At 41.5% G+C, this 18,541-nt stretch carries 14 protein-coding genes; 6 read left to right on the top strand and 8 right to left on the bottom strand.

The window, feature by feature from the left end:
* Positions 1 to 101 precede the first annotated feature (101 nt).
* The 5 genes from ACRWSG_RS03870 to ACRWSG_RS03850 all read left to right on the top strand — a co-directional run bounded on the left by ACRWSG_RS03870 (position 102) and on the right by ACRWSG_RS03850 (position 7,500).
* The gene (locus ACRWSG_RS03870) at positions 102 to 2,753 is read left to right on the top strand and encodes an ImpA family metalloprotease (RefSeq protein WP_462165674.1); all 2,652 of its coding nucleotides are present in this window, start codon (positions 102 to 104) and stop codon (positions 2,751 to 2,753) included.
* Positions 2,741 to 3,664: an ImpA family metalloprotease gene (locus tag ACRWSG_RS03865; RefSeq protein ID WP_462165673.1), complete on the top strand. Its 924-nt coding sequence runs from the start codon at positions 2,741 to 2,743 to the stop codon at positions 3,662 to 3,664. The genes ACRWSG_RS03870 and ACRWSG_RS03865 overlap by 13 nt, the downstream gene beginning before the upstream one ends.
* 139 nt (positions 3,665 to 3,803) lie before the next feature.
* On the top strand, positions 3,804 to 4,277 hold the full coding sequence (locus ACRWSG_RS03860) for a VOC family protein (protein WP_054551851.1): 474 nt from the start codon (positions 3,804 to 3,806) through the stop codon (positions 4,275 to 4,277).
* Positions 4,278 to 4,373: 96 nt separating this feature from the next.
* Positions 4,374 to 5,687 (top strand): DASH family cryptochrome, encoded by a 1,314-nt coding sequence (locus ACRWSG_RS03855; RefSeq protein ID WP_166339146.1) that lies wholly within the window; start codon positions 4,374 to 4,376, stop codon positions 5,685 to 5,687.
* 130 nt (positions 5,688 to 5,817) lie between these two features.
* Positions 5,818 to 7,500 (top strand): sensor domain-containing diguanylate cyclase, encoded by a 1,683-nt coding sequence (locus ACRWSG_RS03850; protein ID WP_462165671.1) that lies wholly within the window; start codon positions 5,818 to 5,820, stop codon positions 7,498 to 7,500.
* On the opposite strand, the gene ACRWSG_RS03845 is transcribed toward ACRWSG_RS03850, so the two are convergent.
* The 8 genes from ACRWSG_RS03845 to fucP all read right to left on the bottom strand — a co-directional run bounded on the left by ACRWSG_RS03845 (position 7,486) and on the right by fucP (position 17,243).
* A complete protein-coding gene (locus ACRWSG_RS03845; RefSeq protein WP_462165670.1) occupies positions 7,486 to 8,055 on the bottom strand; it encodes a DUF2799 domain-containing protein in 570 nt (189 codons plus the stop codon). The genes ACRWSG_RS03850 and ACRWSG_RS03845 overlap by 15 nt on opposite strands.
* A gap of 115 nt (positions 8,056 to 8,170) precedes the next feature.
* Positions 8,171 to 9,838, bottom strand: a complete 1,668-nt coding sequence (locus ACRWSG_RS03840; RefSeq protein WP_300542353.1) for an asparagine synthetase B family protein — start codon at positions 9,836 to 9,838, stop codon at positions 8,171 to 8,173.
* Positions 9,839 to 9,950: 112 nt separating this feature from the next.
* Positions 9,951 to 11,834, bottom strand: a complete 1,884-nt coding sequence (locus ACRWSG_RS03835; protein WP_462165669.1) for a propionyl-CoA synthetase — start codon at positions 11,832 to 11,834, stop codon at positions 9,951 to 9,953.
* A gap of 176 nt (positions 11,835 to 12,010) precedes the next feature.
* Positions 12,011 to 14,212 (bottom strand): tetratricopeptide repeat protein, encoded by a 2,202-nt coding sequence (locus ACRWSG_RS03830; RefSeq protein WP_462165668.1) that lies wholly within the window; start codon positions 14,210 to 14,212, stop codon positions 12,011 to 12,013.
* On the bottom strand, positions 14,212 to 14,970 hold the full coding sequence (locus ACRWSG_RS03825; RefSeq protein WP_054551844.1) for a substrate-binding periplasmic protein: 759 nt from the start codon (positions 14,968 to 14,970) through the stop codon (positions 14,212 to 14,214). The genes ACRWSG_RS03830 and ACRWSG_RS03825 overlap by 1 nt, the downstream gene beginning before the upstream one ends.
* Before the next feature lie 84 nt (positions 14,971 to 15,054).
* Positions 15,055 to 15,435, bottom strand: coding sequence for a hypothetical protein (locus ACRWSG_RS03820; protein WP_054551843.1), 381 nt, complete (start codon positions 15,433 to 15,435; stop codon positions 15,055 to 15,057).
* The gene (locus tag ACRWSG_RS03815; RefSeq protein ID WP_171041543.1) at positions 15,435 to 15,815 is read right to left on the bottom strand and encodes a hypothetical protein; all 381 of its coding nucleotides are present in this window, start codon (positions 15,813 to 15,815) and stop codon (positions 15,435 to 15,437) included. Before ACRWSG_RS03815 ends, ACRWSG_RS03820 begins: the two co-directional genes overlap by 1 nt.
* 150 nt (positions 15,816 to 15,965) lie before the next feature.
* The gene (gene fucP / locus ACRWSG_RS03810) at positions 15,966 to 17,243 is read right to left on the bottom strand and encodes an L-fucose:H+ symporter permease (protein WP_462165667.1); all 1,278 of its coding nucleotides are present in this window, start codon (positions 17,241 to 17,243) and stop codon (positions 15,966 to 15,968) included.
* A gap of 155 nt (positions 17,244 to 17,398) precedes the next feature.
* Here fucP and ACRWSG_RS03805 point away from each other — a divergent pair, with 155 nt between their 5' ends.
* Complete coding sequence (locus tag ACRWSG_RS03805) at positions 17,399 to 18,529, top strand: ROK family transcriptional regulator (RefSeq protein WP_462165666.1); 1,131 nt, start codon at positions 17,399 to 17,401, stop codon at positions 18,527 to 18,529.
* The last annotated feature ends 12 nt before the right edge of the window (positions 18,530 to 18,541 follow it).

The raw sequence follows: 18,541 nt of genomic DNA, 5'->3' as shown, positions 1-18,541 counted from the left end.
TTAATGACAGCGATATCAATTTACGTATTTTTTCCGAGATATTAGTTTGTAGTATCGGCTTATAATGTTAAAAAATTGTTTACCATACCGATAAGAACTCAATGAACGCACCTTACTCTTTGTGCAAACGCTCGCTATTATGCTCGGCTGTATTGCTGACACTTGCTGCTTGTGGCGGCTCAGGCTCAGATGAAAAACAAACAACAACCCCTCCTGTAACCGAAACACCACAAAATCAAGCGCCGCAAATCAGTGGTCAATCACAGACTTTACGTGTTGGTGAAACCTTAAGCTTTAGTCCTGAAGTCTCTGATCCAGATAATGACCCTCTTACTTTGTCTGTAACAAACTTACCAAGTTGGCTAAGTTTTAATGAAGCCTCAGCAAGTATCAGTGGCACGCCAGAGCAAGCAGGTAAGTATGCAAACATTGAGTTTACGGTCACTGATGGGCAGCTGTCTGCCCAGCTTTTGATTGATATTAATGTAGAAGCCAAGCTTGTCGAAAATACGCCGCCAACGCTCACGTCTACACCATCGGATAGCAATGAAGGCCAAGCTTATACTTACCAGCTAACATTTACTGATGCACAAAATGACACTGTGGTAATAAGTGAAGTTAGTAAACCTGATTGGCTTAGCTTTGATGCGACTAACCTCAGTTTTAGCGGCACGCCCTTGTTTGCGAATACGGGCGAACAGCAAATTCGTTTTCGTTATTCAGATGGCGAAGTGACGCAGCAGGCAGAGCAAACATTTAACATCGCTGCCAGAGCAAACTCAGCGCCAGTGGTTTCTCCACTGAGTAGTGAAGTGCGTGCTGAGCAGGCATTGAGTGTGCAGTTAGTCAGCAACGATGCAGACAACGATGATGTGAGCTTAACCGTAACAGGTTTACCAACGTGGCTAAGTTTTGATGAGCAAACTAGCACCTTATCTGGCACCGCGAGTAATGAAGAACTTGGTGAACATAAATTCACAATCACAGCCTCTGATTCACGTACAGAGACTAGCTTCGAGTTTGTGTTAAACATTACTCAAAGTTATGTGACCGAGGCACTCGAAACGGGTAATGCGCTGGTTGTGCCAAACAGCGAATTACTTCTTGATGCGACACTTAATGAAATTGATACCCACAAAGCGCGCTTTCAAAACATTAAAAATAGCTTATTTGGGTTTGGCTCAAGCTCCACCCTTGATGAATTAAGCTGGTATCCAACCTGGGATGCAACGCTATTAAATGCCACGTATCCATTCAATGAGCCGGTACTACTTACCAACAATAGTTGGCAAGATGGCTACGAGACAAAAATTAGAAATCTTGCTTTAGTCGGGACTAGTGATGGTGAGCAAGGCCGTTACTTGGTATTTGGTAGTAATCCTTATCGAAATACCATTAACGAGCAAATGACTCAGTTTTTGAAAAACAGCACCACATGGTTAGCTGGCAGAGAAATAACCGCAGAGCAGCCACTCAAACTTGTATTAGCACAACTAGATCAAAGCTATTACTTTCAAGATAGGATCAAAACGCGAGAGTGGTTTGATAGTCAATATGAAGGCATGGTGAGCTATAACGACAATGCAAGTTGTGACAACGACGCTTTAGCGGCGTGTTTAACAACTGACACGGATGTACTGATTATTTCTCAGCATGAGCGTGAAGGATTAAATATTGATAATGTTGTGGCTGCAGTAAAGCAAGCGCAAGAAAACGATATAGCAGTGATCTATATTCAGCGTGATGGTAGTCAAACGGCATTAGGTAAAGCGCTATTTGAATTACTCCATGTGAGCGTTGCAGGTGATAACTACTGGCACCGATTAGAACTGGCAAATTGGAACCCAGTTGCTATCAACGACAGCTTGCCAACTGATGCGCAAACTATTAAAGACTTACTTAGCCGCTTTAAAAGCAGCGAATTTAGTGTTGATTTAAGTGCTTGCGATAATCGAAGCTGTCCAGCTGAAAGCCAATATCAGCAACAGTTTAGTGATGCGGCAACGATCATTAATTCGGTGTTTAGAGGTTTTGACCAAGCGAAAACAGATATCTTTACTGAGCAGGGCTATCGCTTTTACCAGTTACTGGCGCTGCTTGCAGATCATTATCGCCAAGTTGTGAGCTTCCCGATGGATAAGCTAAGCACCGAGAATACAAGCTTCTTTCGTGCCCTGTTTACCGATCATGCGGTATTAAATATACGTAAAGTTAATCCACTTCAAGTTGATATGGGGAATTTCAGCCGTAGTGATTTTAGTCATGTAACACCTAAAACCGTCACCGTGAATATGCAGAGTAAGGCGTATTTTCGCTCAACGGGTGTGTATGCCTTGCCGGGTCAAACATTTGCTATCAAACGCACTGATAATCAAGCAGTGAATACCAAGGTGTTTGTTAATACTCTGCGCGATGGCGCAACACATTACATGAGCAGCAATGGCTATAATCGACCCGCTAAATTGCAGTCGGTTCATGTGCCTATAGAGACAAATGAAACGGTCTATTTTACGTCACCTTATGGTGGACCAATTCAAATTGAGTTTGATCAAAATGATTTAGATGTCAGCTTTGAATTTAGCAATGTAGGTGAGCACCCGTATTGGCGTAGCAGCAGTGATGATGAGCGCTTTGCTGAGTTGCTTGAAAAAGGGGATTATGATTGGGCTGAGGTCGCAACCGGTGGTTTTGAGGTGCATTCAAAGCTCGAGAAAATGCGTATTTCAATTAACGATGGTTATTGGCGTTTGTAGCGTCTGACTTCGCCCATGCTGTAGAGCGTTATACCCATAACTATCCACATGTACTTGCTGGTTTCAAAGGGCCGGGCATCGATGTGGTTAGCGAAATTCATGACTTTGCGAGTGAACGCAATATTGAAGTACAAACAATTGATATTGTAAAACATATGAATGCAGACCAACCGACCTGTGGTTGGGGCTGTTCGGGCAATCCGTATGACGCAGGTTGGAATTTTAATCCAACAGGGCATGGCGATATCCATGAGTTAGGGCATGGTCTTGAAAGAGGGCGCTTCCGTATCGAAGGGTTTGGTGGCCATTCAAATACCAATTTTTACTCCTACTACAGTAAGTCGAAGTTTGAGGATGAAACCGGCTTTTCGGCATCGTGCCAAAACTTGCCATTCGAGAACTTGTTCGATCATTTACAAGCCAGTAAACAAAGCGCAGACGCATTTGCTTATATGCAAGATTTAGCGATGTCAGAGTGGTCGCAAAGTCACGCTATTTATTTACAAATTATGATGGCCGCACAGGCACACAATAAGCTTGAAAACGGCTGGCATTTATACCCTCGCTTACACATTTTGGAGCGTGCGTTTAATCTAGCTGATAACAGCGAGACTAATTGGCAGGCACAAAAAGATACACTTGGCTTTTCAAGCTACAGCTTGTCAGAGGCACAAAGCATAGGCAACAATGATTGGCTCCTAATCGCACTTTCAGAAGCAACCGAGCTCGATTTGAGCGACTACTTCAGCATGTGGGGCATGGCAACGTCAGACAAAGCAAAACAGCAGGTTAAAGCGAAAAACTACACGGTATTAGGTGATGTTTACTATGCCTCATCTGCCACCGGCTATTGTACGACGTTAAATCAAACAGAAGTTGCAATTAATGGGACGCAAAGCTGGCCTGAATAATACACCGCGTTGTTAAGTTGATTGGTATTCGTATTTAAAACGCCAGCGAAATATTTCGCTGGCGTTTTTATCATTAGATTAGTGAAATTAGCTACAACTGCTACCTTTATAACTCACACATTTAACGTTGAGGTGTAACATGGCTGTTTCTGCAATCCCAAAAGGTTACCATGCGGTAACCCCGTATTTGGTTATTGAAGGTGCCACTAAGGCGATAGAGTTCTACAAACAAGCTTTTGCTGCTGAACTTGTAATGCAAATGCCTCTACCTGATGGTGGGGTGGCACATGCTGAAATAAAAATAGCCGACTCTCATATTATGCTTTCTGATAATTGCCCTGATGTGCAATTTAAGTCGCCGCAACAACTTGGCGGTACGCCGGTGAGCATTATGCTGTATGTTGAAGATGTCGATGCTGTTTTTGCTAAAGCCTTATCGCTTGGGGCGAAAGAGCTGCGTCCAGTACATGACCAATTTTATGGCGATAGGTCAGGGACTCTAGAAGACCCTTTTGGTCATATTTGGACTATAGGGACACACAAAGAAGACCTCAGTGAGCAAGAGCTTATGCAACGTATGAGCGAGCTTATGAGTAAAGAGCAAGATGCTTAATACCTATCTGCAAATTATAGTTAATCATTTTGTTCTGATATTTAAATCCGGATAAGAAGGGTATTCGTATGTATGTTAAAACATATGAGTTATCCCATGAAAAAACGAGTTTTATATTGGCTACAAAATGATTTACGCCTAGCTGATAATGAAATTTTATCTGAATTAGCAGATTTTGCTGGCGAGCTTGATTTAGTGTTTGTGATTGAACCGCGTTGGTTTAGGCAAACAAATTACCAACAGAAGCCATATGGGGAACATAAGTACAACTTTTTACTTGAGAGCCTATCTGCATTTGCAAACGCAGTTGAGAATCTTGGCCAAACACTTCATGTGATCACAGGTGAGCCTGAGTATGTAATCAGCCAGCGTTTGCAAAAATATAATATTGAAACATTGGTTTGTACCGAGCAAGTTGGCGTTTATGAGCAAAAACAGCTCGAAAAAATTAAAGCTTTATGCCCTCAAGCTGCCGTGAAAACTTATCAGCAAGATACCTTGTTTAAAGCAGCGGACTTACCTTTTCAGCTTGATGAATTACCAAAAAATTTTACCGCCTTTCGAAAAAAGGTAGAAGCTGAGCCAACCTTTATAGCTGCACCGCGACCTGCGGTCAGCCGATTACCTCACCCAGTACAGTTATGCGCTGAACACAATATTGCTGACGTAGTTACCCAGTCAGCTAGCTTTAAAGGAGGTTTATTTGCAGCTCAGCAACATTGCAGTGCGTACTTTTCCTCAAAAGCACCAAGCAGCTATAAAGAGACTCGCAATGAGTTAGATGGCTTTAGCAACAGCACTAAGTTTAGTGTTTGGCTCGCTGGAGGCACAATTAGTGCTAAACAACTGTATAACGAAGTTGAAAAATATGAGCATCAAAACGGTGCAAATGAGTCGAGCTATTGGATAAAGTTTGAATTGCTATGGCGCGAATATTTCAAATGGCATGCACTGCAAGCGGGAGCAAAGCTTTTTTTATTCAAAGGTCAAAAGCAAAATGCGCCGCTAACAACGTTTAACAGCCAGCGTTTCACTGCTTGGTGTAATGGCTGCACTCCATTTCCATTGGTAAATGCGATAATGCATGAACTCAACACAACAGGCTTTATATCTAACCGCTCGCGGCAGATTGCGGCAAGTTGTTTGGTTAATGAGTTAGCTCTTGATTGGCGCTATGGTGCAGCTTACTTCGAACAGCAACTTATTGATTATGATGTGGCTGCAAATTGGGGCAATTGGCAATATATTGCGGGTGTCGGTGTCGACCCTAGAGGTGGGCGTCACTTTCATATCAATAAGCAAACAGCGCTTTATGATCCTTTGTCACGTTACATTCGCAAATGGAATGGCGAGCAAACGACCACAACGCTTTTTGACTCGGTTGATGAGGTTGACTGGCCGTCAAGGTGAAAAATACCAATCCGCAATAAATCTGTAAGAGTATATTTATTTGATTATATTTTAGTATTTTTTGCCTTTTTAACTAAAATAATGAATAAGACTTAATTGTTTATCATTAGGCTAGTTATTAAGGCAGATTATGGCATTTAGTGAAGCTTACAATGAACTAAAGTCGCAGCTAGGACTAGATATTGCACAGTTGCTTCTCGAAAGTGGTGATGTGGGAGTTTGGCTCTGGAATGTGCAAACAGGCGAAACAATTTTTAATGATAAATGGGCAGATATCATTGGCTATTCTCTGTGCGAACTAGAACCCGTTTCAATTGATACTTGGCTTACCTTTGCTCACCCTGAAGACTTAGTGAAATCTGAGCAATTATTAAATGAGCACTTCGAAGGTGAATCAGCGCGATATGTCTGTGAAGCGCGTATGAAACATAAACGAGGCCACTGGGTTAAAGTGCTTGATAAAGGCCAAGTACAAACGTGGGATGAAAACGGTAATCCAGAATGGATGGTTGGAATACATATTGATATTACGGAACAATGGCAAAAAGAACGCGAAATTGAATTCCTACATCAAGAACTAAAAAAGTTCATTGATAACCTCCCAGGCTTTGTTTATCAATATGTAATAGACAATAAAGATGAAGCGTTTTTCCCATTTGCTACATCAAAAGTATTTGATATCTATGGCTGCTCTCCCAAAGATATTGAGTCATCAGCAGATAGAGTTATGCAAGCGATACATCAAGATGATCTGGAACGTATTGTACGAAGTATTGAGCATTCACGTGCAGAGCTAACTGATTGGTGTGAAGTGTTTCGCGTTAACCACCCCAAAAAAGGACAGATCTGGATTTCGGCAAAATCATCTCCTATAGCCCGAGCTGATGGCAGTGTAGAATGGAATGGTTATTCTGAGGATGTTACAGAGGAAGTTAAAAGTAATGAGAGAATTAAACTATTAACGGCTGTTTTTTCTACAACTAGCCGAGGGATTCTGATCACCACCGCTGAGTCTGTGATTGTTGATGTAAATCCTGCTTTTGAGCAAATAACAGGGTTTAAGAAGCATGAGGTAATAGGTAAAAAACCTTCAATACTTTCTGCAAAGAAGCAACCAGATGAGTTTTATCAACAAATGTGGACTGAGTTGCTCGATAAAGGCTGTTGGCAAGGAGAGGTATGGAATAAGCGAAAGTCAGGAGAGGTGTTTCCTGAGCAATTATCCATAGATGCACTGTATGATGAAAATGGCTTAGTTTCTCATTATATCGGTGCATTTGATGATATCTCTTCGGCGGTAGAAAAGCGCCAGCTTCTCAATGAGCTAGTTAATCAAGATCCACTTACTAAGCTATTGAATCGCAGAGGACTCGATATTCAATTGCGTGCTTTCTCACAAAGAACGCCAGCAGAGCATAACCAATTTGCATTGATCTATCTTGATCTTGATAATTTCAAACTCGTTAATGATACATATGGTCATGAACAGGGTGATAATTTGTTACTGGACATTAGTCAGCAATTGCGTTTACAAATGAGAGATAAAGATGTGCTATCGCGCATTGGTGGTGATGAGTTTGTTATTGTTTTACCTTCATTAACAAAGGCTAGTTTGTGCCAAGATATAGCGCTACGATGTCAGCAGGCGGTTAAAAAAGTAGCGCAAGATTATGAAACGGTTCAGCCGGTAAGTGCGAGCTTTGGTATCGCCATGTATCCTTTACACGGACACAGTGCAAAGGAACTTTTGGCCATCGCTGATAAACAAATGTATGAAATGAAATTGGCTCTAAAAGTCTCACCACTCGGTTGATATTTCAACACTAGGCAGTTTATTCAAAAGCGGAAGTAATGCGCGTTCTTTGCGCAAATCTTTACGCTCGTTTTCTAAATCTTTGCGTTCTCGATAAAGCTCTTTTTGCTGAGTATTATTAAGTTGGTTACTGTTAAGCTCGCCACGAATATCTTTTAATCGACGGTCGATATCGTCAATGCGATTATCAATATAACTCAGTCTTTGTTGCACTTGATATCTATCGTTACCTTCTTGCCATGCTTTACGAAACGCTGTGCTATTACAGACACCATTGTATGACGCGCCTTGCATGCCTAACGTAAAGCCATTTTCCGGTTCACAGTATGTAGCGATATCCTGATCGTATCCCACTTTATATTTAGCAATGTCAGCATTTACACCATACTCACTGCATTGTGATAGTGCATCTATGCCATCGCGATACTCAGTGCCATCTGCACCATGTTTATAACCAATACCATACCAGTCAGCTTGTAAACATTCATTTTTGCTAACCGAGGTGCAGCCTGCTAATACGATTAGGGGCAGTAGAGGAAGAGTCCATTTTCTCATTAAAATCTCAGCTTATGATATTAATAACCTAATAGATTCTAGCCCGAAAAGTTCGTTGTTAGAAAGCTGTTTTTACTTCAAAGCAATTAATTCAAAATGATGGCCTGAACTTCATTCACCATTGGCAGAATTTCTGAGCAACACGTAAATTAGGCTGAACATTCTTTAAATGAGTTAACTGTAAGATGCAAAGTAAAGTGAAATGGCAGCGCTTTATCAATAAATGGCGGTCAAAAAACATAATTTTAAACCATAGCTTTAATAGTTCTGTGGGCGACATAAGTTTTGCGCTATTCAATTGCCATTGGGTTTGATGCTTGACGGTTATTGGGCAAGGCAAGTGTCCTGGGTAAGTTTGCCAAGGCGCAAGTAAAGCTCGTGGGTAATCGGTTTTTAACCATCGTTGATAAAAACGGTGTTTGCGAACGTACTCCACCGGTAAACCCAACGGATACTGTAGGACCTTCCACGAATAAAATGGATGGAAAAACTCCATTTTAAATTCGCAAACCTGCTCGTTAGGAACACTCAAATGGTGGTGTTGATCGTTAAGCAGCAAGAATAATTGAAATGCTTTTTCAAGTGGTAATTCAGCGAGTGGTTCGAAGCTAATTTTTAAGTTAGCTATCAGTTTTTGTTGTAATTGTTCAGCATTATGAACAACTGACTTAGGTAAAAAAGCGTATTGTTGTTTGAGGTAAGCACTGATTAGTTTATCTAAGTTGTTTTCTTTTGCTGCAGCATAAATTTCATCACCGTAATAAATAAGCCCGACCCCAACACTACCGCCATTTCCTGACCAGCTTATTTGTGGTCTGCATACGTTAGTGAAATCTTGATGTTTCGCTTTACGCCAATATTTGCCAAGGCGCTGTTCGACAGATAGCCGCTGGGTGTCTGAAACTTGTATTACTTCTAATGGTACTGCATTTTGTGATGCATATTGTTTAGCACAAAATAGATCTTGGCTATCAGATTGCGAAAAGTTAAACGACTTCAATTGCACGCCTTGGCGCAATAACTCACTGTTAATAAGCCTAGAGTCTAAACCGCCAGATAAAGTGCTAAGAATTGTTTTATCTTTATGTTTTGCCTTTGCAACTAAAGTTTTAAAAGCCTTTGAGATCCCTTCAATTGCATCTGGTGCAACGAGCTTTTGTTTTGCAAGTGATACCCAATCAAAATATCTTTTTCTAGTTACACCCTGTTTTGCATTAAAGCATAGCATTTCACTTGGATATGAGCATTTTACGTCTTTAAACGGCGTATGATCTAAAAGAGGATAACCAAGCACGGCAAGCTCAGTTAATGCATCCGGATTGTTCTGTAGTTGGATATCCAACTGCTTGAATAAATTAAGGTTAGTGGAAAATAGTAAACCATACTGTGTTTGTAAGGTATAAAAAGGTTTTAATCCAAGTGGATCAGTCGCTAATGTTAGGCGCTGGCTCTGCAGATCAAATTGACAAAAGCTAAATACTCCTTCGCATTGCTGCAAAGAAAAGTCGAGAGACTCGCAGCCCGCAAGTGTAATTAGGTCCTGTGTTCTAGAGCTTGATATGAGAGGGTGTCCAATGAGTGTTGCAATTTGCGACTCAGTTCGCAACCAGCTCGACTGCTGATAGGCATCAAAATCATACTGAAAAATGGCTCCATACTCGCAATTAAAAAAACGAACATGTTTTTCTTCATAGTTACTAAATACATTAGCTAGTTGATTTATATACTTAAAGTCAGTTTTATCTGAATCATTGAATTGGAAATAACCTGCAATAATAGCCATGTTAACCACCTTTTCGTTTGCTAACTTATTAGTAAAGTTGCAAGCCATAGGCCAAAACGAATAAAGGCCTTAAACAAGGCCTTTGGTAACATTACAAAATTACAAACGCAGATCAGCGATTGTTAAGTTGTTGGTTGATTTCATCAAATATACTCGCATCATCAATGGTAGATGGAATTTGTAGTTCTTCACCATCGACCAATTGGCGTAAGTTCTTTCTGAGTATTTTTCCTGAACGGGTTTTTGGTAGGCGCTCAACATGCAAAACATTCTTTAAGCAGGCAATGGCACCAATTTGATGCCTTACAGAATGGACTAGCTGTTGCTCGACTTCTTTGCTATCGCCAAGGTAATCGTCTTTGAGCACTATCATCGCCATAGGTAATTGCCCTTTGAGTGCATCGTTAACGCCAAATACTGCACATTCAGCAACAGCAGGGTGGGCTGCAACAATTTCTTCCATTTCACCGGTTGATAAGCGATGACCCGCAACGTTAATTACATCGTCGGTACGACCCATAATAAATAGATAACCATCGTCATCAATATAGCCACCATCACCAGAGAGGTAATAACCCGGATACTCGCTTAAATAACCCGCTTGAAAGCGTTCATTGTTTTGCCAAATTGTTGGTAAGCAGCCAGGAGGTAAAGGCAGTTTAATTACCACCGCACCATTTTCGTTTGCTGAGCACTGCTGTCCATTCATATCAAGAATTTGTACATCAAAGCCCGGTGTTGGCACTGTTGAGCTACCCGCCTTAGTGGCAAGCTGTTCAATACCAATTGGATTACACGCAATGGCCCAACCAGTTTCTGTTTGCCACCAATGGTCAAGTACGGGCAAGCCGGTGTTGTCTTTTAGCCATTCATACGTGGGAGGATTTAAGCGTTCACCGGCCAAGAATAAACGTTTTAAACTCGAAGTATCGTATTGTTTAAAGCCCTCTGCGGTAGGGTCTTCTTTTTTAATAGCGCGAAACGCAGTAGGAGCACTGAATAAGGCGGTGACTTTGTAATCTTCAACAACACGCCAAAACGCACTGGCATCAGGGGTTCTTATGGGTTTGCCTTCATAAAGTACGGTAGCGCAGCGATAAATAAGCGGTGCATATACAATGTATGAGTGACCTACCACCCAGCCAATATCAGAAGCAGCCCAAAATACTTCGCCGGGTTTCATGCCATACACGGTCTCCATGCTGTAATGCATTGCAACAGCGTGACCACCGTTTTCTCGAACCACCCCTTTAGGTGTGCCTGTGGTGCCTGAGGTGTAAAGAATATAAAGCGGGTCGTCACCTGCAACCGGCACGGCATCGACTGCACTTGCTGCATCAGTGGCTGATTGCCAATCGATGTCTCGGTCATCTTGCATCTCGGCAATGGCTTGCTCACGCTGAAAGACAATACAGTGTTCAACAGTATGCTGGGCGTTTTCGAGTGCTTCATCAAGCAGTGGTTTATATTCAATCACATGATTGATTTCGACCCCGCAAGACGCAGTAAGCACAAGCTTAGGCTTTGCATCATCAATACGCACCGCGAGTTCGTGCGGTGCAAAACCACCAAATACAACGGAGTGAATGGCACCAAGGCGAGCACATGCTAGCATACCAATAACCGCTTGTGGGATCATTGGCATATAAATGACTACACGGTCACCTTTGCTTACGCCAAGGGATTGCATGAGTCCTGCAAATTTAGCAACTTGAGTTTGTAACTCGCCATAAGTGTATTGTTGTTTAGTATTGGTAACAGGGGAGTCGTAAATTAGTGCAGTTTGGTCGCCATAGCCTGCTTCGACATGTTGGTCGAGGGCTAGATAACAAGTGTTTAGTTGACCATCGGCAAACCAATGGTAAAAATCATTATCGTCATATTGATAAGGGGCACTTGGCTCTTTAAACCAAGGAATTCGTTTACTTTGCTCAAGCCAAAACTGACCCGGATCGCGCTGGAACTGTTGGTATTGTTGTTGATATTCGCCCGCCATTGTGAGGCTCCTATACTTTTTAGTGAGAGATTTGTACAACGTACTAAAAAATATAGGGCTATATTTGATTAAATAATATGCGACCTTGGTCGGCATTAATGGGGCTAAATGTCGTGAAATCGCCCGGATTTTGGGCGATTTCAGGGAATCGAGATGCTAATTAAACCTGTTGTTCACTAATAAGCGGTAAGCAAATAATGATTCTTAACGCCACCTAACTCACTGTGCTCAGCCTTGATAGTACCTTTGAACGTTTCTATTAGGCTTTTACAAATCGCAAGTCCAAGGCCTGAGCCACCCGTTTGGCGGCTACGCGATTTATCAACGCGGTATAAACGTTCGAATATTTCAACTAACTGATTGTTGGTCACGCCGGGTGGAGTATCTTCAATGCTAAAAGTAATACTCTGCGCTGAGGCTGTCGCTATAAATTTAATTTTGCCCGGTTTATCAGTATAAAAGGTACTGTTTGATAAAAGGTTAGCCAGTACTTGCTTAATTTTATCGATATCCCATGTCACCTTTAAATCAGCAGTAACATGAATGTCACTGGTAAATTCAAAGCCTTTGCTTTGTACAAAAGCAGCAAAGTCTTGCTGCCAAACGGATAATACATCAGCAAGTAAATAGGGTTTTAGGTTTAGGTATAGGCTATCTGAGTCTGCTTGTGCTAGTTGGTGGATATCACGGATCAGTACATTGATATCGGTTAGCTTTCGATTAATTGCATCGTAAGAGGCATCAACGTCTTTTGCGATATTGTATTGCAATGCTTCAACTTGCAATTGTAGCGCTGTGAGTGGTGTGCGAATTTCATGGGATACATCGGCTAGTAAGCGGTTCTTCTTATCAACGACTTCTTGTAATAGTTGTGCTCGCTCGCTGGCAAGTTTACGCTTTTTAAATGAGCGGTAACCAAAGCCTGATATCAATAAAATCACACAGCTTAGGCCGAGTAACCAGGCTTTAAATTGCCATTCACTTTCGCTTAGTTGTGCTGCTTGAATTTGTTTATCTGCACTTAATTGGTTTATTTCTTGCTGATTTCGCATAAAGGCGACTTGGCTTTGCATCGCGGCCACAGTTAAGTCGTGCTGATTTTTACCCGTTTTATTTTCAAGGGTTTGATAGCGGCTTTGCGATTCAAATGCCTGTTTATAAAGTTGTAATGCAAGGTAAGAGTCAGTGAGTAATTTATTTAAGCTAATTTGATCTTCGACATCTTGTAACTCATTAGCCTGGTTTAAGGCCTGTTCTGCGGTTTTAATTGCTTTTGCATGGTCATTAAGAGCTTGATAGATACGTGTTTGGGTGATCGCTAAAGACACTAAATGGGAGCGGAAATTAAAGTCAGTGGCGATTGCCATGGCGCGATCAATATAGGCTTGCGCTTCACTAATGTTATTTTGTTTTAGAGCAATTAACGCCATTAAATTATATGAACGGCACAATCCTGTGTTTGAAGATGAGGTTAGATAATAGCTAATCGACTTTTCAGCATAGTCTGTGGCTGTTGTAAGCTCACCTTGTTTTAGCGCTGCATAGCCGACCTTCATGGCACTATTACCGATATCGACTTTAGAGCCAATTTCTAAATCCAGAACGTGCGACATTTTAAAGTGCTTTAACGATTGGGCACTGTCACCCATACGTCGATAAACTTCGCCAATTTCATAAAGTGCATCAGCAATGCCTTTTTTATCGTCAAGTTTTTGATGTAAAGAAAACGACAAAGTAAGATTGGCTAGTGCGTCGTGGTGGTCACCAATAATTGCTTCAATAATACCTAAGTTCTGCAATGCAGAGGCATAAGATTTATCGTCATCAAACTCTTGTAAAATATTGACTGCTTTTTGTGCTTCATTGAGGGCAGCTATGTACTTATCTTGCCAGCGTAAAATGGCTGCTAATCGCTCATAGGACTGGGCGATCAGCACTGAGTTATTTATCTGTTTGGCAATGGATAATGCATCGCGGTAGTGTTGCTCTGCCTTAAGAAAGTTACTTTTTCTGCCTTGTGCGTAACCTTGAATAAGCATTGCTCGTACTGTTACTGACTGGTTATTGTGCTTTTCCCCGTAATCAAGCAGCTGCTCTGCATAGCTAAGAGCTTGGTCATAATCGCCACTGCCCATATTCATAAATGCCAGCGATTCGAATGCATCTTGTATGATGTTAGGTTCATTGGAAAGGGTCGAGTCGTTAGTTAATTGCTCAAATATTTTAGTGGCTTGGTTTGGATTACTGTTACGTAACAATTGTGCTTCGTTAAGCTTCTCTAAGGCTTGTTCAGGGGTAATAGCAAGGGTATTTAGCGATAAGCAGCTAAGCAAAATAGCTAAAGCTAAGCCTTTGTAAGATGATTGCGTGTTTTTCATTATAATCTAGGTAAAGGCAGATGCCATTTTTGTAAAATTGCTTGGTATTGACCGTTTTGTTTCAATGCTTTTATGGCATCACTCAATTGCATAGCAAGTTGTTTGTCCAATTTTAGATTCGCGGCTAAATAAAGGCCTGATGGGTAGTCGTCTAAGTGGAGGCTCTTATTAATGTCACTAGGGAGAACTCCTGATAACGCGAGTTCGTTTTGTAAGGTCAGGGTGTTGGTTAGTACAAAATCAATTCGTCCTTTCTCTAGCATTTGCCAAAGTTGATGGTAATGACTGACCAGCACCAAATTTTTATTTTCATTAAAGCCGGCTTGTTTCAAATAATGTTCACTTGAATAGCCACGAATTGTTGCCACACGATATTTCTTTGCTTGTTTTAAGCTTTTTAGTTCGTGGTTTTGTTTGGCAAGCCCAACTAAATAAGCATCGGCAAAATAGGTTTGTGCTAGCCATTGGAATTTATATTCACGAGACTCATTTTTTAGCAATGAAATCATCAATATGCTTGGGTCATTTTGAAACTCATGAAAAGCTCGGGCCATTGGCATAATTGCGAATTCGCCAGCGATGTTTGTTTTCGCTAGGGCAGACTTTATCACTTCAACAAGCGCACCATCGGCTTTACCTTGTTGATTTTTAAAATGGTATGGGGGTAAATCTTCGGCAATAAAGGTCAGTGTTTTCGCCGTTGTAGCACTACTGATAAAGCAGAAGATAATAACAATCAGCAATGAACGAAGAAGCATAAAGAACCTACACCTTTAAACATATTGTTAACATAGTAATGAATATTAATAAAAAGGTATAGGTTTTTAATCGGTGAGTCGGAATTAGTTGTTCTTTTTGCTTCGTGGCGCACCGAGTAAAATACCGATGTGGCAAACACAGACAGATAAAAACGCACTCAATCCTAATGCACCGCCGTAGCCATGTAAGCGCGGCACGAGGTACTCAAACAACAAAGCAAATAGTAATGACGCAATGGCTAATGTAAAAATGCCAAAGCGTTTTGGTGCGCTCATACCGATGAAAGTACCACCGAAAAATGCCACGCTGTATAGCTCAACATCAACGGGAAATAGACTCAAAATCGCAAATGCAATAATGCTGGTGGCCGCTGATGCGCGAATGCCGTCGAAGCGATTATGATGTGCTAAAAAGTAGGTTGAGTAAGCACCTAATAACGCTGTTATCGCAATAAATATATTCATCAAAAAATCCCTTTTGCAAGCATATAAAGCGCCACACTGGCAAAAGCCACACTACCAAGTCGGCCGCCAAAACCTGCAAATAGATTCATAGTCAAAATATAAAGACTGGCACCGATCAATGAAATAAGACTTAGCTCCCAATAACTGTTTATTAAACTTGAAGAGCACATGCCAGCAAAGCTACCAGCGTAAATGGCCGCATAAGGGTGTGATTTTAACGTTCTTGAAAAAGGTAAAAACGTACCGATTAAGCCTGTCGCAGCAGCGGCTACAACAATAGGAACACGAAAATATTCGTGTAAGACGAAACAGATAAAGCAGCCAAAAAAGAAACAAATATACTTTATTAAAAAAAACCGAAAGTGCTCAAAGCTACTCATGTTTTTAAGCTTTGCTGTGTAATTTAAGATAAAAAGCTTAAGTGATTTCATACTCACTTATAGGTAGTTAGAAAGATAGTGATTTTCACATTATCTAACCACAAAGTACAATTATAAAAGGCATCTGACTTTGCAAGATGCCTTTAAAAATTATGATTGCTGGTGTCGTGGTGACCTAATGCTGTGGTGCCCATAAAGAGATACGATAAGAAAACATCCAAGTGGTACAACAAACGAAACCGCAGTGTTAAAAGCATCTATGGTTGCGGCTTGGATCAGAGGTAAAAATGCGCCCCCTAAAATTGCCATTACTAAACCAGCTGCACCAACTTTTGCATCTTCGCCAAGGCCTTCAAGTGCTGTGCCGTAGATGGTTGGAAACATCAAAGATAGACAGCTTGAAATAGCTACAAGTGCGACTACACCCACTAAATTCACTTGTGTGGTAACAATAAAACACAGCACGGCTGCAATTAAAGCCATAAAACGCAGTAATTTAGCGCCGCTAATAAAGCGCATTAGCCATGTCATAATGAAACGAGATACTAAAAACACCAACATCGAATATTGTAAGACTTGGCCGCCGGTAACTTCTGTAGTGTTAAGTGCTTCCATGGTGTAGCCAATGGTGTAGGTCCATACACAGGTTTGCGCGCCAACATTAAAAAATTGTGCCAGCACACCAAATCGATAATGCTTGTTTTGATACAAATGTTGAAAGGTCTTTTTAAGTTTACGCGGCTGCGATGTTACTTTTGTTTCTGTTGCAGGAGAGCGGCTAAAGAAGATACATAGCCATAGTAAGATTAAGCAACAGGCCATACCCACATACGGCACCATCACAGCATCGAGCTCTGCACTCACAACGGTTTTTAATTGCGCTTCACTCATCAGGGCACGGCTTGCGCTATCAGCTTGATTTAAGTTCGGTAAGATCAACGTCGCCGCTAAAAACACACCAATATTAGTCCCAACAGGGTTAAATGCTTGCGCGAGGTTAAGTCTGCGGGTTGCTGTTTGCTCGCATCCTAACTGCATGACGTAGGGATTGGCAGAGGTTTCTAAAATAGACAAACCACCAGCAAGAATAAACAAGGCCAATAAAAAGTGGCTATAGAGCATGGTTTGACTAGCAGGGTAAAACAATAAGGCACCACAAGCGGTCATGGCTAAACCCACTAACAGCCCTGTTTTATAATTAAACCGTCTATTGATCATGGCCGCCGGTAAAGCTAAGCAAAAATACGCGCCGTAATAACTAAACTGCACCAGTGCTGATTGCAACGCACTCATAGAAAATGTTTTGCTAAAAACTTTCACTAATGGGTCTGTCATATTGGCCGCAGTACCCCAAGCAGCAAAGCAAATCGTAAGCAGAATAAAAGGCCAAAGCATTTGGCGCGATACAATAGCGGACTGTGTTTGCATAGTTCACCAGGTTAATGTGTTCATATTGTTGTGGCCGACAGTATTCACGACTATAAACAATAAATCAACCTAGTTGATTTATTATTTTGACTGGTAGATAGTACTGCAAACAGGTCTAATAGGCCGCTTATCAAGCTTGTATCAAGAAGGATGTTATGAAGAGCAGTTTATCGCGAGCACCAAGAAGCAATAACGAGCGCGCAATCTTAAGTTTAATTAGGCAACAGCAAAGCATGCCTAAAGCACAAATAGCAAAAGCGTTAGCCTTGTCTGCTCAGGCGGCAACAGTGAATATTAATAAGCTTGAAGAAGATAAGCTGTTGCTTCGTGATGCACCTGTTAAAGGGCGAGTAGGGCAGCCAAGTGTGCCGTTTAGGCTCAACCCAGATGGTGCATTTAGTTTTGGTTTGAAAATCGGGCGACGACGCTTTGACCTGATACTCGTTGACTTACAAAGCACGCAAAGGACGTCTGTATCTGTTGAGGTGCATGAAGCATCGGTTGAAGAGCTTAAATCATTTTTAGAAACACATATCCCAAAGCTAATCAGTCAATTAGAGACTGAGCTGCGCTCACATGTGTGTGGGCTTGGGGTCGCTATGCCGTTTGATATTTGGCAATGGCAAGCCGCTTCAGGCTCAGCAACCAATACACTTAGTCAGTGGCAAAACTTCGACTTAAAAGGTTACTTAGAAAGCCAGTTCCAGCTCCCTGTTTATATTAGTAACGACAATAACGCTGCCTGCTGTGCAGAGCTAAGCCTTGGTAACCCTAATAACTACAGCGATTTTTTGTATGTTTATTTGGGGGCTTTTTTAGGTGGGGCTGTGGTGATTAACCAGCAACTTCTCGAAGGTAAAAGTGGTAATGCCGGTGCTATAGGCTCAATGCTAAACACTGATCGTGAACAGTTACTTAGCCAATGTTCATTACTTTCACTGCAAAGCGAGTTTGATAAGCTGCAGTTGGGTATTTCAGTGTATGAGCTAACAGACAGTCAGTTTTCAGATCATAAACGACTTGTTCAGCCTTGGCTTGAAAAAGCCGCTGAGGCTATCAGTATTGCCATGCATAACAGTTTAAGTTTATTAGATATGCAAGCTGTGATTATTGATTCGCCGTTACCGAGTAAAGCACTTGAACAGCTCAAGCAGTTATCAATTGCCGCATTTGCACGTTTAGATAGTCGTGGACTACGTAGCTGTGAAGTGGGTTTAGGCGTGTGCGGGGAAAAAGCGCAGTCGATAGGTTCTGCTCAACTTGCGCTTAGTCATCATTATTTTTAAGAGGAGTGAGCA

The organism is Pseudoalteromonas sp. GB43 (assembly GCF_054923805.1).
The sequence above is the reverse complement of the archived record's forward strand: the minus strand, read 5'-3'. Positions and strand labels throughout refer to the sequence as shown.

What these genes read in the sequence shown, in the direction of transcription:
- ACRWSG_RS03820 (WP_054551843.1), bottom strand. Translation starts at nt 15,435, where the DNA reads ATGAATATATTTATTGCGATAACAGCGTTATTAGGTGCTTACTCAACC.
- ACRWSG_RS03835 (WP_462165669.1), bottom strand. Translation starts at nt 11,834, where the DNA reads ATGGCGGGCGAATATCAACAACAATACCAACAGTTCCAGCGCGATCCG.
- ACRWSG_RS03870 (WP_462165674.1), top strand. Translation starts at nt 102, where the DNA reads ATGAACGCACCTTACTCTTTGTGCAAACGCTCGCTATTATGCTCGGCT.
- fucP (WP_462165667.1), bottom strand. Translation starts at nt 17,243, where the DNA reads ATGCAAACACAGTCCGCTATTGTATCGCGCCAAATGCTTTGGCCTTTT.
- ACRWSG_RS03830 (WP_462165668.1), bottom strand. Translation starts at nt 14,212, where the DNA reads ATGAAAAACACGCAATCATCTTACAAAGGCTTAGCTTTAGCTATTTTG.
- ACRWSG_RS03815 (WP_171041543.1), bottom strand. Translation starts at nt 15,815, where the DNA reads ATGAGTAGCTTTGAGCACTTTCGGTTTTTTTTAATAAAGTATATTTGT.
- ACRWSG_RS03840 (WP_300542353.1), bottom strand. Translation starts at nt 9,838, where the DNA reads ATGGCTATTATTGCAGGTTATTTCCAATTCAATGATTCAGATAAAACT.
- ACRWSG_RS03850 (WP_462165671.1), top strand. Translation starts at nt 5,818, where the DNA reads ATGGCATTTAGTGAAGCTTACAATGAACTAAAGTCGCAGCTAGGACTA.
- ACRWSG_RS03845 (WP_462165670.1), bottom strand. Translation starts at nt 8,055, where the DNA reads ATGAGAAAATGGACTCTTCCTCTACTGCCCCTAATCGTATTAGCAGGC.
- ACRWSG_RS03860 (WP_054551851.1), top strand. Translation starts at nt 3,804, where the DNA reads ATGGCTGTTTCTGCAATCCCAAAAGGTTACCATGCGGTAACCCCGTAT.
- ACRWSG_RS03805 (WP_462165666.1), top strand. Translation starts at nt 17,399, where the DNA reads ATGAAGAGCAGTTTATCGCGAGCACCAAGAAGCAATAACGAGCGCGCA.
- ACRWSG_RS03825 (WP_054551844.1), bottom strand. Translation starts at nt 14,970, where the DNA reads ATGCTTCTTCGTTCATTGCTGATTGTTATTATCTTCTGCTTTATCAGT.
- ACRWSG_RS03855 (WP_166339146.1), top strand. Translation starts at nt 4,374, where the DNA reads ATGAAAAAACGAGTTTTATATTGGCTACAAAATGATTTACGCCTAGCT.